We start from the raw sequence: 12,638 nt of genomic DNA, 5'->3' as shown, positions 1-12,638 counted from the left end.
CCGGCCGCGGGGGTTCAGGCGGGTTCAGGCGGCCTGCTCCTGGCTGCTGGCCAGCGCCCAGATCACGAACACGTCGATCGCCATCATGATCACGGCCCAGACGGGTGCGTACGGCAGGAAGAGGAACTGGGCGACCAGGCTCAGCGAGGCCAGGAAGATGCCCGCGAAGCGCGCCCAGGCCATGCCCTTGAGCAGGCCGTAGCCGGTGACGAGCACCACCGCGCCCAGGATGACGTGGATGATGCCCCAGCCGGTGAGGCTGAGTTCGTAGACGTAGCTGCCGACGCGGGCGTAGACGTCGTCCTCGGCGATGGCCGCGATGCCCTGGAGGACGGCGAGGGCGCCGTTCAGCAGCATCAGTACGCCCGCGAAGACGACGCCGCCGGTCACCCAGCCGCTGGTGCGGTCCGTCGGCCGCGGGGCGTCGGCGCCGTGCGTCGGGCTGCCGGGAGAAGGTGCGGCGTGCTGGCTCATGAGCGGAGTCCTTTCCGGTGTTCCCCGTACGGGCCTGCCCCCGCCGGCACCGCGAGGCGCCGACAGGTCACTTCGAGCCTGCGGGCACCCGCCCCGCGCGGCCATGCGGGTCCGCCGCACGGGTGAACCGGGTCCGACCGCGCCGCGCCGCCCGGTCCCCGGAACGGAACCGTGCGCATGCGGCCCTCCCCCGCCTCGCGTTTACTGAAGCGCACACTCGCGTTTACTGAAGCGCACCTGCGAACGCGCGCGACGGACCGTCGGACCAGACGGACCGTCGGACCAGGAGGGCCCGTGACGACTCAGCCCGCCCCGGCGAAACGCGGTGCCGGCCCGGGCCGAGCAGTCCCTGCGGCGCACCCTGCTCAGCCCCGGCTATCTGCGGCTGTTGCTGCTGTGCGTGCTGCTGGGCGTTCCCATCGCGCTGGCCTGTTTCTTCTTCGTCGGCCTCCAGCACGAGTTCCAGCACTGGGTGTGGTCGTCGCTGCCCGAGGCCGCCGGGTACGACGCCCCGCCCTGGTGGTGGCCGCTGCCCGCCCTGGTGCTCGCCGGGCTGATCCTGGCGCCGATCGTGACCCGGATGCCGGGCGGCGGCGGCCATCTGCCGGTGAACGGGCTGGGCGGCGCGCCCGTCGGCCCCCGCGCGCTGCCCGGCGCCGTCCTGGCGGCGCTCGCCACGCTGCCGCTCGGCGTGGTGCTGGGCCCGGAGGCCCCGCTGATGGCCGTCGGCAGCGGGCTCGCCCTGCTGGCGGTGCGGCGGGCGGGGGCGGCGGGAGACCCGAGGGCGCGCGCGATCCTGGCCACGGCCGGCTCCACCGCCGCGATCTCCACCATCCTCGGCGGGCCGGTGGTCGCGGCCGTCCTGCTCATCGAGGGGGCAGGGCTCGGCGGCGCCCAGCTGGTCGCCCTGCTGCTGCCCTGTCTGCTGGCCAGCGCGGCGGGCGCCCTGGTCTTCACCGGATTCGGGGAGTGGACCGGCCTGAAGATCGGCGCGCTGGCCCTGCACGACGTGCCGCCGGGCGCCAACCCGGACGCGGGCGACTTTTTGTGGGGCGTGCCGACGGCGGCGCTGATCGCGGTGCTGATCACGCTGGCCCGCGAGCTGGGCCACCGGACCGTCTCCTGGACGCGGCACCGCACGGCCCTGCGCACCGTCGCCTGCGCCACGGCGGTCGGCGTCTGCCTCACCGCGTACGCCCTGATCACCGGCCGTTCCCCGGCGGAGGCGGCGCTGTCCGGTCAGGCGACCCTCGCCCAGCTCGCCGCGCACCCGCACGCCTGGTCGGTGGGCGCGCTGGTCGCGCTCGTCGCCTGCAAGGGGCTGGCCTGGGGCATCGCGCTGGGCAGTCTGCGCGGCGGCCCGATCTTCCCGGCCGTACTGCTGGGCACGGCGACGGCCATGGCCTGCTCCGGCCTGCCCGGCTTCGGCGCGACCCCGGCCCTCGCCCTCGGCATCTCCGCCGCGGCGGCCGCGGTGACCGGGCTGCCGCTGGCCAGCGCGGTGCTGGCGGTGCTGCTGGTGGGCGGGGACGCGTACGACCAGATGCCGCTGATCGTCACCGCGTCGGTGGTCGCCTTCGTCGTCACCCAGCTGGTACGCCGGACAGAACCGGGCGCGGGAGCGGAACCGCCGAAGGCGGCGCCGGAGACGGCACGGTGACGGAGCGCCGGGCCACCACCGCGCGGACGGACGGCGCCCGATGGCGTACCGCCTGGCGCACGGCCCGGCCCTGGCTCGCGCGGGCCGGCATCGTGGTGGGCACGGTCGTGGCCTACTTCCTCCTCCCCCTCGACCATCTCGGCCCCGGGCGTCCGGTACTGAGCTGGCTGCTGTTCGCCCTGTTGCTGACCTTCGTGGCCGTGCTGCTGCTCCGCCAGATCCGCCACGTCCTCATCGACCGCCCGGAGACCCGGCCCGGTGTGGTCATCCCCCTGCTGATCATCCTGTCCGTGCACGTCTTCTCGGCCACCTACTACGCCCTCGCCAAGCAGCCGGGCGAGTTCACGGGCCTGCGCACCCGCGTCGACGCGCTGTACTTCACCGTGGTGACACTCGCCACCGTCGGCTACGGGGACATCACCCCGCGGGGCCAGGCCGCGCGGGTCGTGACCGTTCTGCAGATCGCCTACAGCTTCGTGTTCCTCACCGCCGCCGCGACCGCGCTGAGCACACGGGCACGCGCCATGGTGGTCCGGCGCACCGAGCGGGACCGGCCCGACTGACGGCGGCCGAAGGCGCGGCGCCGGCGGCTGTTTCCGCAGCCCCGGGGCCTGTTCGCCGGACCGGCCGGACCGGAGGCCCGCTTGTCACCACCCCTGTGGGAGCACTACTGTCGCCACGCCTTGGTGAACGGGAAATCCGGTGTGATGCCGGTGCGGCCCTCGCCACTGTGAATCGGGAAGTCCGGCTCCGGCCCCAACAGGCAGCCACTGGGTTCTAGGACCCGGGAAGGCGGAGCACGGGCGGTGGTACCCGTAAGCCAGGAGACCGGCCAAGGCGCGTCGTCCATCCACGAGGTGCTGGAGAGGGTCTGCTGAGCCATGCACATAGCCGAGGGCTTTCTGCCACCGGCGCACGCGATCGCCTGGGGTGTCGCGTCCGCGCCGTTCGTCGTCCACGGAGTACGGTCACTCACCCGTGAGGTCAGGGAGCACCCGGAGAGCACCTTGCTCCTCGGTGCCTCCGGAGCCTTCACGTTCGTTCTGTCTGCCCTGAAACTGCCGTCCGTCACCGGCAGTTGCTCACACCCGACCGGCACCGGTCTGGGTGCCATTCTCTTCCGTCCGCCGATCATGGCGGTGCTGGGCACCATCACCCTGCTCTTCCAGGCGCTGCTGCTGGCGCACGGCGGGCTTACCACGCTCGGCGCCAACGTCTTCTCGATGGCGATCGTGGGCCCGTGGGCCGGCTACGCCGTCTACCGGCTGCTGCGCCGCTACGACGTGCCGCTGATGGTCGCGGTGTTCTTCGGGGCGTTCGTCGCCGACCTGTCGACCTACTGCGTCACCAGCGTGCAGCTGGCGCTGGCGTTCCCGGACCCGAGCAGCGGGTTCCTGGGCGCGCTCGGCAAGTTCGGGTCCATCTTCGCCGTCACGCAGATCCCGCTCGCGGTGAGCGAGGGCCTGCTCACGGTCATCGTGATGCGGCTGCTGGTGCAGTCCAGCAAGGGCGAACTGACCCGGCTGGGCGTGCTGTTGACCAAGGCCGGCAAGACCAGCACCGACGAGCCGGAGGCGGTGGCCCGATGAGCCGCAACGCGAAGATCAACGCCCTGCTGCTGCTCGCCGTGGCCGCGCTCGCGGTGCTGCCGCTGGTCCTGGGTCTCGGCGACCACAAGGAGGAGCCGTTCGCCGGTGCCGACGCCGAGGCGGAGACGGCGATCACGGAGATCGAGCCGGACTACGAGCCGTGGTTCTCACCGCTGTACGAGCCGCCGTCCGGGGAGATCGAGTCGGCGCTGTTCGCCGTGCAGGCCGCGATCGGCGCGGGCGTGCTGGCCTACTACTTCGGGCTGCGTCGGGGCCGGCGGCAGGGCGAGGAGCGGGCTGCCGCGGCGCCGCGGGGCGTCCCCGAAGGGGACTGAGTGCTGCCGATCGACGCGGCGGCGCACAGCAGTCGCTGGCGCCGCCGCCATCCCGTGGACAAGGCCGTGCTCGGGCTGGGGCTGACCGTGCTCGCGATCTCGCTGCCGCCCTGGCCGGGCGCGGCGCTGGTGCTGGTGACGGCGCTCGCCGTGCTGCTCGGCCCGGCGGGTGTGCCCGGGCGCCGGCTGTGGCGGGCGTACCGCGTGCCGCTGGGCTTCTGCGTGACCGGGGCGCTGCCGCTGCTGGTGCAGGTCGGGGGCCCGGACGGGTTCCTGACGGCGGCGGACGGCGGGCCGGTGCGCGCCGGTGAGCTGCTGCTGCGCACCTCGGCGGCCTCCCTCGGGGTGCTGCTCTTCGCGTTCACCACACCGATGTCCGACCTGCTGCCCCGTCTGGTGCGGGCCGGCGTGCCCGCGCCGGTGGTCGACGTGGCGCTGGTGACGTACCGCATGAGCTTCCTGCTGCTGGACTCCGTGCGCCGGGTGCGGGAGGCGCAGGCCGCGCGGCTGGGCCACACCACCCGGGCCGCCGCCTGGCGTTCGCTCGGCGGGCTCGGCGCCACGGCGTTCGTGCGGGCCTTCGACCGGGCGGCGCGGCTCCAGTCGGGGCTCGCCGGGCGCGGCTACGACGGCACCCTGCGCGTCCTGGTGCCCGAGGCCCGCGTCTCCGTGCCCTTCACGGCGGCGAGCGTCGCGCTGCTGGCGGCGCTGGCCGCCCTCACCCTCGTACTGGAGAGGCCGCTGTAGTGAGCGAGACGATCGAGAGGATGGAGTCGGCCGCGTCGTCCCTGGTCGCCCTGCGGGGCGTGTCCTTCGCGTACGAGGAGGGCCCGGACGTGCTCGCCGGCCTGGACTTCGCGGTGCGCGAGGGGCGTGCGCTCGCGCTGCTGGGCCGCAACGGCAGCGGCAAGACCACGCTGATGCGGCTGCTCAGCGGCGGACTGAGGCCGCGCGCGGGGACGTTGACGGTCGACGGGGAGCCGGTGACGTACGGCCGCAAGGGACTGACCCGGCTGCGGACCACGGTGCAGCTGGTGGTGCAGGACCCGGACGACCAGCTGTTCGCGGCGTCGGTGGCACAGGACGTGTCCTTCGGGCCGCTGAACCTGGGCCTGTCCGACGCGGAGGTCCGCTCCCGGGTCGAGGAGTCGCTCACCGCGCTGGACATCGCCGCACTCGCCGACCGGCCCACCCACCTGCTGTCCTACGGGCAGCGCAAGCGGACCGCGATCGCCGGGGCCGTCGCGATGCGGCCCCGGGTGCTGATCCTCGACGAGCCGACCGCCGGGCTCGACCCGGACGGCCAGGAGCGGCTGCTCGCCACCCTGGACCGGCTCCGCGCGGGCGGCACCACCGTGGTGATGGCCACCCACGACGTCGACCTCGCCCTGCGCTGGTCCGACGACGCCGCCCTGCTCACCCCGGCCGGCGTGCACACCGGCCCGACGGCCGCGACGCTGGCCCGCGCCGAGCTGTTGCGGCAGGCCGGGCTGCGTCTGCCGTGGGGCGTCGCGGCGGCCCGGCTGCTGCGCGCGCAGGGCCTGTTGACGGACTCGGCGGCGGGCCCCCGTACGGCGGAGGAACTGGCCGCCCTGACCGACTGACGGAGTTGCCGGGCGGGGCGACTCGCCCACTACGACACGCTCATCGCCCTCGCCCAGCCCTCGTCCAGCCCTCGCCCTCGCTTTCGCCCTCCACCGTAGCCTTGAACCGGAGGGGGTGAGCGCGGTCCTCGGACCCGAGGGGGTGAGCGCGACCCTCGGACCGGTACGGGTGAGCGCAAGCCTCGGACCCGAGAGGGTGAGCGCGACCCTCGGACCGGTAGGAGTGAGCGCAAGCCACGGACCCGAGAGGGTGAGCGCGACCCTCGGACCGGTAGGAGTGAGCGCAAGCCTCGGACCCGAGAGGGTGAGCGCGCCCCTCGGACCGGTAGGAGTGAGCGCAAGCCACGGACCCGAGAGGGTGAGCGCGACCCTCGGACCGGTACGGGTGAGCGCAAGCCTCGGAATGGTTAGGGGCGAGCGCGAGCCTCGCCCCGGCCCGTGGCAGGCCCGCCGCGGATGCTCGTCTGCGGCCGGGGGCGGGCGTCTGCCACATCGCCGTGCCGGCCGGTGTGCTCGGCGCGGCGCCGGAAAGGCACCTGCTGTGTGGGCGGCGGCCCGTACGGGGATACGGGCCGCGGCTCACTCGTCCGCGGCGTCCGCCGCGGTCGCCGTCGGGGCCACGTCCGCGACCACCGCCCGGGCCCGCTCCTCCGGTACGCCGGCCGCGATGAGCTGGGCGGCCGCGACGCGGGTGCCGTCGTCCTCCAGCGCGCCGGTGTTGACCTGCTCCAGCAGCGCGACCGTCATCGCCTCCAGCCCGGCGCTCAGCACGGCGGGCGGCAGGTGGCCGGGGAAGACGCCGTCCCGTTGCCCCCGCTCCAGGATGGCGGTGACCTCGGCGCGGGCCGGGGCCAGGATCTCGGCCACGCGCTCCACGCCCAGGTCGTGCCGGGCCAGCGCCAGCAGCATCCGGTAGCGGTCGCCCACGGGCCACATCAGCAGCACGAAGTGCGCGAGCGCACGCTCGGCCGGCTCGGCCGGCCCGATCCGCTCCGCCCCGGCGGCCATCGCGCTCCGCAGTACCTCGGACGCCTCCTCGGCGAGGGCCTCCAGCAGCGCCGCGCGCCCCGGGAAGTGGCCGAACAGGGTCCGCCGTACGACACCGGCGGCACGGGCCAGTTCCTCAAGGGTGGTTTCCGGGTTCCGCCCCAGTTCACGGCGGGCCGTGGCCAGGATGCGCGCCCGGTTGGACCGCGCGTTGCGTCGCTGCGGCTCACGGGCGACGGACTTGGTCACGGGGAACCTCTGGGGCGGGAAAGTGGGGCTGCTGGGGCGTCCATTCTGGCACGGGGCCCCCGGGCCCGGCCCGACCGGTGGCGTGCCGTCCCGCGCGCCGCAGTGACACTCTCGTGGCCGACGACCGCGCGGTCGTCGGCTCCGCTACCGGTTGCCCGCGCCCGGGGCGCCCCCCGCCCCCCAGTCCGAACCGTGCGCTACCGGTTACCCGCCCCCGGGTCGCTTCCGCCCGAACCGTCCGCACCCCTGGACCCCCGCCGTGCGGCCGCGAGCGCGGCGAGCACCGTCCCCACCGCCACGACCAGCAGCCCGCGCAGCCACACCTCGGCCTCGATCTGCGTGGCGAGCGCCACGCAGGACAGGGCGCCGAGCACGGGGAGCACGGTCGGAGCACGGAAGTGGTCGGCCTCGCCCGGATCGCGGCGCAGCACGAGTACGGCCGTGTTGACCATGAGGAAGACCACGAGCAGCAGCAGGACCAGGGTGGACGCGAGGGTGGCGACACTGCCGGTGAGCGCCAGGAGCATCGACAGCAGGGTCGTGACCGCGATCGCGGCCCACGGTGTGCGGCGGCCGGGCAGCACCTTGGTCAGCGCGGCGGGCAGCAGCCCGTCCCGGGCCATGCCGTAGGCCAGGCGGGAGGACATGATGCCGGTGAGCAGCGCGCCGTTCGCCACGGCGACGAGCGCGATGGCGCTGAACAGCCGGGTCGGGACGCCGCCGGCCGCCTCGACGACCTCCAGCAGCGGCCCGCTCGACCCGGCCAGCCGGGCGGTCGGCACGGCCACGGACGCGGCGAGGCCCACCAGCACGTACACGGCGCCCGCGGTGGCGAGGGCCCCGAACAGGGCGCGTGGGTAGGAGCGCCGGGGGTCGCGGGTCTCCTCGGCGACGTTCACGGACGTCTCGAACCCGACGAAGGAGTAGTACGCCAGTACGGACCCGCTCAGTACGGCCGCCGCGGCCCCCTTCTCCGGCGTGCCGAGCTGCCCGAGCCGCGCCACGTCGCCGTCGCCGCGCAGCAGCAGCCAGCCGCCGAGGGCGACGATGACGAGGAGCCCGGCGACCTCGACGACGGTGGCGGCGACGTTGGCGCGGGTCGACTCCTTGATGCCCCGCGCGTTGACCAGCGCGAGCAGGGCGAGGAACAGCACGGCGACAAGCCCGACCGGGAGCGTCACGAAGGCGGAGAGGTAGTCGCCCCCGAACCCGCGGGCGAGCGCGGCCACGGAGACGATGCCGGCGGCGAGCATGCAGAAGCCCGCGACGAAGCCGGCGAACGGCCCGAAGGCGCGGGTGGTGTAGTGGGAGGCGCCGCCCGCCCGCGGGTACTTCGTGGCCAGCTCGGCGTAGGAGGCGGCGGTCAGCATCGCCAGCAGCAGGGCGACGACCAGCGGCACCCACACCGCTCCCCCGGCGTCGGCGGCCACCTGCCCCACCAGGACGTAGACCCCGGCGCCGAGCACGTCGCCCAGGATGAAGAAGTACAGCAACGGTGTGGTCAGCGCGCGCTTGAGCGCCGGGCCGTCCTGCGGGTCCGCGGGCCGTTGCTTTCCGAGTCTCGCCATGGCGTCTCAGGTTTCCCGCAGTACGGGAAACACGCCATGATCTTTCCGCTCACCGCGCCGGGAAAGCGCTCGGGTGGGTGGCATGTGCCACCCACCCGATGCGTCGACGCGCCGCCTTCAGCTCTGCGGACGGCTGCCGTGGTTCGCGCCGTTCTTGCGGCGGGCCTTCTTCTTACGACGTCGCTTCGAGGACATCGAACTCTCCTCTCCCTTGGCTTTCACGTACTATCCACCGGTTTGTCGCGGTGGTGGATCACAGAGCCCCTTTCCCGTCGACGCGGTGGCAAACACCCCGGCGCGAGATGCACACGGGTGGCTCATGTCACGGCTGTGAAGTCGGGGGTCCCAAGCGGCCTGGTGCGGCCGCGCCCGCGACAACCGGACCTGCGGCTCCCCGCCCCTCCCCCGACGCCTTGACTCTCCAGTAAATGGAGACATCAGAGTAGGAGACATGGACGGCACGACTCTCTACTCGATCGGGGAACTCTCCCGGCGCACCGGTTTGTCGGTGAAGACGATCCGGTTCTACTCCGACGCGAACGTGGTCGCGCCGACCGGTCGCACCCCCGCCGGATACCGGCTCTACGACCTCGACGCGTTGTTTCGTCTGGAACTCGTGCGCACACTGCGCGAGTTGGGGATCGACCTCCCCACGATCCAACGGGTACTGAACCGTGAACTCTCGGTGGCGGAAGTCGCCTCGGCGCATGCCGATGCCCTGGACGTCCAGATCCAGACGCTGCAACTGCGTCGGAGCGTCCTGCGAGCCGCGGCCAAGTCCGGATCCAGTCACAAGGAGACCAAGCTCATGCACAGGCTCACGCAACTGTCCGGCGAGGAGCGCCGCCGTCTGATCGACGATTTCATCGACGGCACGTTCGGCACGGAGAACGCCGACCCGAATGCGGCGGCCATGGTCCGCGCAGCCACTCCTGACCTGCCGGACGAACCATCCACCGAGCAGGTCGCCGCCTGGGTGGAGCTCGCCGAGATGATCGGCGACGACGACTTCCGGGCCCGCATGCGCCGGGTGGCCGGCCACCAGGCCAATGGACTCACGCTCGGCATCGAGACCGAAGCCGGTGACGAACTGATGGAGTTCACCCGTCGGAGACTCGCCGAGACCAGGACCGTCGGCATCGACCCGCTCAGCGATGAGGCCGTACCCGTCGTCGACGATCTCGTGCGGCGCTTCGCGGAGGTGTTCACCCGCGCCCCTGACGAGGAATTCCGGGACTGGATGGCCCAGCAGTTCGAAGTGGCGCACGACCCTCGCGTGGATGAGTACTGGCGGCTGGTGTGGATCGTCAACGACTGGCAGGTCGTACCGAACCTGATCCCCGTGTATCCCTGGCTCGTCCAGGCCTTGCGGAGGAATCGCTGACCGCGCGCCACTAAGAATTCGGCGACCTGCCCGCCACGCGGTGGCGGAGGTAGACGACTCTCGAGTTGAAGGTGCGGGTCTCGACGAGTTCGAGATCCACCCGGCGATCGTGCCGGGGGAAGTACGGAATGCCACCGCCGACCAGCACCGGGTAGACGATGGTCCGGTACTCGTCGATCAGACCCGACGCGGCCGCCTCGGCTGCGAGCACCGCGCCTCCGATCGCGATGTCGCCCTCCCCCGGCTCGGCCCGCAACCGCTCGATCTCCTCCGCCAGACCACCGGAAGCCAGGCGGGCATTGCCCCGCACCGCCGACAGGGTGGTGGAGAACACCACCTTCGGGAGCGGATTCCAGAGCGCGGCCCATTCGCGCCCGGCGTCGTCGAGCGACGGATCCTGGTCGGCGGTCTCCCAGTACAGCATCGTCTCGTACAGCCGTCGTCCCAACAGGTGGACGCCGACCTCTCGGATCTCGTCGATCCAGAAGCGAAAGACGTCGTCGCCCGGTGCCGTCCAGTCGAAGTCACCGTCCGGCCCGACGATGTAGCCGTCCAGTGAGACGCTCATCGAATAGGTCACGCTGCGCATCGGAAGCCCTCCTCAGCCATCCTCGGTGGCAGGTCGACAGTACGACCGCCGAACACCGCGAAACCATCGCGGCTCGCGGGGTTCCCGGACCGAGTCGCCTCACGAGGTCATTCGACGAGAAAGCCTCGGTACCACTCCGCCGCCCCTGCCAGCCGTGCCAGTGGGCCGGGGCCGGGGTCGCACGCGGCGCGCCGCCAGATGGAGTCGCTCCGGTACCAGTGGTCCTGGGCCAGCAGGTGGAACTGGCGGGCGCTCAGGCCGCCCGGGTCGGCCGCGAAGAGTTCCAGGCACTCGTCCCAGGTACGTGCTTCGCTGGGCCAGGGCGGGAGGACCTTGAGTTCCGCGAGGGTCTCCATGAGGTCGCCGACACGTACCGGCCGGGGGTGGCTGGCGTGGACGACCTGGGGCCCGGGAACGAGGGGTGCCAGCGTGGCGCGTGCGATCAGGCGAACGAGATCCGACACGTCCACGAGAGAGAGCTCGGCGTCGCCTCCGGCCCAGCGGTAGGGGACGGATGCCAGGAGCCGGGCGAGCGCCGGGACCACCCAGCGGTCACCGGCACCGAGCACCAGTCCGGCGCGCAGGACGAGACCACCGGCCCGGAGCGTGTGTTGTTCGCCGGCGAGCCGTGTGGTGCTCGCGGCCGAGACCGGGGCGGGCACCAGGTCCTCGACGTCCTGGCCGGAGTGCGGGCCTGCCCCGTAGACCGCGGAGGTGGAGAGGTGCACGAGGCGCCGGACGCCTGCGGCGGTCGCGTCCTGCACCAGGGCGGCCGTGCCCTCCTCGTTCACCTTCCGGCACTGTTCGGACGTACCGGAGACGAGCGAGGCGAGGTGCACCACGACATCGGCGTCGCGGCACACTCCGCGCAACGACGCGGGATCGGTGAGGTCCGCCGGCGTCCAGCGCACGCGGGCGTCGGCGGTGCCGGCCGGCCTGGTGCGGCCCACCAGGCGCAGCTCGACCCCGGGGTGTTCCAGAAGTTCTCCGACGGTCCGGCTCCCCACGAATCCGGTGGCGCCGGTCAGCACGACGCGTACCGGATTCACGAGTGCTTCCCCCTGCTCGCGAGGGCGCCGTCGAGGGTGAGGCGGGCCTGGACGTCGGGTGGGGCGAGGGCGGGCAGGAGGTAGCGCCACAGGGCGGTGACGCGCTCCGTGAGGTCGGCGCGACCCGTGGTGATCTCGGACATCACCTGGGTGCCGGTGAACGCCCCCACCAGCGTCCGGGCGAAGTCCTTCTCGTCGACCTCCGGGCGCAGTTCACCCGTGTCTCGGGCGACACGTAGCTCTCTTTCGAACAGCTCGGCCCACCAGGCGTAGATCGAGTCGTCGTGGCGGGCCGGGCCGCCCGGGTCCACCGCCAGCCGGACCCCCGCACGGAGCATCCTGTTGTGCTGCAACTCGACCGCCAGCATGCGCGTCACGTCCACCAACTGCTGGAGGCCCTGGGGTGCTTCGGGCAGGTTCAGGTCGGAAGCCTGTTCCAGCATCACTGCGCGGGCGAGGTCCTCCTTCGACTTGAAGTGGAAGTACATCGCGCCATGGGTCAGCCCCGCCTTCTCCAGGATGCGGGTGACGCCCGCGCCTGAGTAGCCGGCCTCGTCGAAGACTTCGGCCGCGGCGCAGATCAACGCTCTCCGGGTACGAACCGCGCGCTCCTGTGTGCTCCGAGTCACGTTCAAGATCACCAAGCTCTCTCGACAAGAAACAGATCGATCTCTATGTTATTTGGTGATCAGACATCGCTCAACTACTGCGGCGATGAGAACCCCAACGGAGGAGAACGGATCTCGTGCCCCCACACGAAACTGTCGGCAACTGCATCGCCGAGCCCGTCAGTGGCCGGGTGCCACAGCACTACGTCCACAAAACGAATGCCTCCGAGGTCTACCTCAGGAGCTGGACCGGGTTCGGCGAGGACCAATTCCGAATAGACGCGCTGTGGCCGGACGCCCACCCGTTCTACCGGGTGGCGGACACCCTCGACCCGCTGCTCCTCTCCGAGACGATCCGGCAGACGTTCCCCCTGCTGTGCCACGCCGCGTACGGGGTGCCGCTCGGCGACCAGCTCATCTGGGAGCGGTTCTCCTACCTGATGCTCGAAACCGCCGACGCTCCCGTGAGCGGACCGGACGTCGAGCTGCACGTGCGGTGCTACGACATCACCTACCGCGGCAGCCGCCCCACCGCGCTGTCG

General features: G+C 72.5%; 14 protein-coding genes, 1 pseudogene and 1 riboswitch. Of the genes and pseudogenes, 8 read left to right on the top strand and 7 right to left on the bottom strand.

The genetic code is table 11. The features are described 5' to 3' along the window. Positions 1-24: 24 nt before the first annotated feature. On the bottom strand, positions 25-474 hold the full coding sequence (locus tag ACFCZF_RS08125; RefSeq protein ID WP_376670941.1) for a hypothetical protein: 450 nt from the start codon (positions 472-474) through the stop codon (positions 25-27). Between the two features lie 325 nt (positions 475-799). Between ACFCZF_RS08125 and ACFCZF_RS08120 the strand changes: the two genes are divergently transcribed. The 6 genes from ACFCZF_RS08120 (at position 800) to ACFCZF_RS08095 (ending at position 5,662) form a co-directional block, all read left to right on the top strand. Next, positions 800-2,134, top strand: a complete 1,335-nt coding sequence (locus tag ACFCZF_RS08120; protein ID WP_376670940.1) for a chloride channel protein — start codon at positions 800-802, stop codon at positions 2,132-2,134. An 89-nt stretch (positions 2,135-2,223) separates the two neighbouring features. Further along, positions 2,224-2,697 carry a potassium channel family protein gene (locus ACFCZF_RS08115; protein WP_376670977.1) on the top strand — a complete coding sequence of 158 codons (474 nt, stop codon included), beginning with the start codon at positions 2,224-2,226 and terminating at the stop codon, positions 2,695-2,697. A gap of 104 nt (positions 2,698-2,801) precedes the next feature. Then, a riboswitch (cobalamin riboswitch) is annotated at positions 2,802-2,986 on the top strand. 29 nt (positions 2,987-3,015) lie between these two features. Then, a complete protein-coding gene (locus tag ACFCZF_RS08110) occupies positions 3,016-3,723 on the top strand; it encodes an energy-coupling factor ABC transporter permease (protein WP_376670939.1) in 708 nt (235 codons plus the stop codon). Continuing rightward, positions 3,720-4,058: an energy-coupling factor ABC transporter substrate-binding protein gene (locus ACFCZF_RS08105; RefSeq protein WP_375913997.1), complete on the top strand. Its 339-nt coding sequence runs from the start codon at positions 3,720-3,722 to the stop codon at positions 4,056-4,058. The genes ACFCZF_RS08110 and ACFCZF_RS08105 overlap by 4 nt, the downstream gene beginning before the upstream one ends. Beyond that, the gene (gene cbiQ, locus ACFCZF_RS08100; RefSeq protein ID WP_376670938.1) at positions 4,059-4,805 is read left to right on the top strand and encodes a cobalt ECF transporter T component CbiQ; all 747 of its coding nucleotides are present in this window, start codon (positions 4,059-4,061) and stop codon (positions 4,803-4,805) included. Positions 4,806-4,825: 20 nt separating this feature from the next. After that, a complete protein-coding gene (locus tag ACFCZF_RS08095; protein ID WP_376670976.1) occupies positions 4,826-5,662 on the top strand; it encodes an ATP-binding cassette domain-containing protein in 837 nt (278 codons plus the stop codon). 579 nt (positions 5,663-6,241) lie between these two features. On the opposite strand, the gene ACFCZF_RS08090 is transcribed toward ACFCZF_RS08095, so the two are convergent. The 3 genes from ACFCZF_RS08090 to ACFCZF_RS08080 form a co-directional block, all read right to left on the bottom strand. After that, on the bottom strand, positions 6,242-6,898 hold the full coding sequence (locus ACFCZF_RS08090; protein ID WP_376670937.1) for a TetR/AcrR family transcriptional regulator: 657 nt from the start codon (positions 6,896-6,898) through the stop codon (positions 6,242-6,244). Positions 6,899-7,095: 197 nt separating this feature from the next. Beyond that, a complete protein-coding gene (locus ACFCZF_RS08085; protein ID WP_376670936.1) occupies positions 7,096-8,466 on the bottom strand; it encodes an APC family permease in 1,371 nt (456 codons plus the stop codon). Positions 8,467-8,583: 117 nt separating this feature from the next. Then, positions 8,584-8,661: a 50S ribosomal protein bL37 gene (locus tag ACFCZF_RS08080; protein ID WP_370443954.1), complete on the bottom strand. Its 78-nt coding sequence runs from the start codon at positions 8,659-8,661 to the stop codon at positions 8,584-8,586. A 256-nt stretch (positions 8,662-8,917) separates the two neighbouring features. Between ACFCZF_RS08080 and ACFCZF_RS08075 the strand changes: the two genes are divergently transcribed. Beyond that, the gene (locus ACFCZF_RS08075) at positions 8,918-9,850 is read left to right on the top strand and encodes a MerR family transcriptional regulator (protein ID WP_376670935.1); all 933 of its coding nucleotides are present in this window, start codon (positions 8,918-8,920) and stop codon (positions 9,848-9,850) included. Positions 9,851-9,860: 10 nt separating this feature from the next. Here ACFCZF_RS08075 and ACFCZF_RS08070 read toward each other — a convergent pair whose 3' ends face one another. The 3 genes from ACFCZF_RS08070 to ACFCZF_RS08060 all read right to left on the bottom strand — a co-directional run bounded on the left by ACFCZF_RS08070 (position 9,861) and on the right by ACFCZF_RS08060 (position 12,072). After that, positions 9,861-10,439: a dihydrofolate reductase family protein gene (locus tag ACFCZF_RS08070; RefSeq protein ID WP_376670934.1), complete on the bottom strand. Its 579-nt coding sequence runs from the start codon at positions 10,437-10,439 to the stop codon at positions 9,861-9,863. Between the two features lie 107 nt (positions 10,440-10,546). Then, on the bottom strand, positions 10,547-11,488 hold the full coding sequence (locus ACFCZF_RS08065; protein WP_376670933.1) for an NAD-dependent epimerase/dehydratase family protein: 942 nt from the start codon (positions 11,486-11,488) through the stop codon (positions 10,547-10,549). Beyond that, a complete protein-coding gene (locus ACFCZF_RS08060) occupies positions 11,485-12,072 on the bottom strand; it encodes a ScbR family autoregulator-binding transcription factor (RefSeq protein WP_376670932.1) in 588 nt (195 codons plus the stop codon). The genes ACFCZF_RS08065 and ACFCZF_RS08060 overlap by 4 nt, the downstream gene beginning before the upstream one ends. 161 nt (positions 12,073-12,233) lie before the next feature. On the opposite strand from ACFCZF_RS08060, the pseudogene ACFCZF_RS08055 reads away from it, so the two are divergent. Then, positions 12,234-12,629: pseudogene (locus ACFCZF_RS08055) on the top strand (AfsA-related hotdog domain-containing protein); the annotation flags it as partial. Positions 12,630-12,638 lie beyond the last annotated feature (9 nt).

Source organism: Streptomyces sp. NPDC056296, assembly GCF_042268605.1.
GTDB lineage: Bacteria > Actinomycetota > Actinomycetes > Streptomycetales > Streptomycetaceae > Streptomyces.
Note: the sequence above shows the minus strand (reverse complement) of the source record. Positions and strands in the feature narration are given on the sequence as shown.

Coding starts and splice junctions, on each gene's coding strand:
- ACFCZF_RS08085 (WP_376670936.1), bottom strand. CDS start 8,466: ATGGCGAGACTCGGAAAGCAACGGCCCGCGGACCCGCAGGACGGCCCG.
- ACFCZF_RS08095 (WP_376670976.1), top strand. CDS start 4,826: ATGGAGTCGGCCGCGTCGTCCCTGGTCGCCCTGCGGGGCGTGTCCTTC.
- ACFCZF_RS08080 (WP_370443954.1), bottom strand. CDS start 8,661: ATGTCCTCGAAGCGACGTCGTAAGAAGAAGGCCCGCCGCAAGAACGGC.
- ACFCZF_RS08110 (WP_376670939.1), top strand. CDS start 3,016: ATGCACATAGCCGAGGGCTTTCTGCCACCGGCGCACGCGATCGCCTGG.
- ACFCZF_RS08075 (WP_376670935.1), top strand. CDS start 8,918: ATGGACGGCACGACTCTCTACTCGATCGGGGAACTCTCCCGGCGCACC.
- ACFCZF_RS08070 (WP_376670934.1), bottom strand. CDS start 10,439: ATGCGCAGCGTGACCTATTCGATGAGCGTCTCACTGGACGGCTACATC.
- ACFCZF_RS08105 (WP_375913997.1), top strand. CDS start 3,720: ATGAGCCGCAACGCGAAGATCAACGCCCTGCTGCTGCTCGCCGTGGCC.
- ACFCZF_RS08125 (WP_376670941.1), bottom strand. CDS start 474: ATGAGCCAGCACGCCGCACCTTCTCCCGGCAGCCCGACGCACGGCGCC.